This window comes from Prevotella sp. MGM1, assembly GCF_002933775.1.
Classification (GTDB): Bacteria; Bacteroidota; Bacteroidia; order Bacteroidales; family Bacteroidaceae; genus Prevotella.
The window spans coordinates 1-534 of record NZ_BEWV01000030.1 but is presented as its reverse complement, the minus strand read 5'-3'; the positions used below and the strand labels follow the sequence as shown (position 1 = coordinate 534).

The following is a 534-nucleotide window of genomic DNA, read 5'->3' as shown; positions in this document are numbered from 1 at the left end:
GTATAATACGCATTGACTATATCATCGCCTGCGGCACGGGCAGCGACGGCAGGGAGACAGACAAGATATACATGCTCGAAGCCAACACCACGCCCGGCATGACGGCCACGAGCTTTATACCGCAGCAGGTCAAGGCGGCGGGCATGGAGATGAAAGACGTGCTTACGGAGATAATAGAGAACCAGTTTGAATAAAGGTGCCGACAAACCAAAAGTAATACCCACAACCTATGAAAATACCATCAGAGTTTGACCCCATACGCCCTTTCGAGCCGGAAGAGCTGCCGGAGGCGTTCGAAAGACTGCTCGCCGACGACACTTTCCGCCGTGTAATGAGCTATGTGCTGCCGGAAATACCCGCGGACGCCGTGGCGGCAAAGATGAGAATGTGCCATACGAACCTTGATTTCCAAAAAGCGTTCTGCTACGGGTTTCTTGACAACCTGCTCAAGGCGGCAAGCGACGGCTGCGACATGGACGCCAGCCGGATAGACACCGGAAAACGGTATACGTTCGTGAGCGACCACCGCGACAT

2 pseudogenes are annotated in these 534 nt (G+C 54.3%); both read left to right on the top strand.

What is annotated here, in order from left to right:
* Positions 1 to 194 (top strand): annotated as a pseudogene (locus tag MoGM_RS00440) (D-alanine--D-alanine ligase); the annotation flags it as partial.
* A gap of 35 nt (positions 195 to 229) precedes the next feature.
* Positions 230 to 534: pseudogene (locus tag MoGM_RS00435) on the top strand (acyltransferase); the annotation flags it as partial.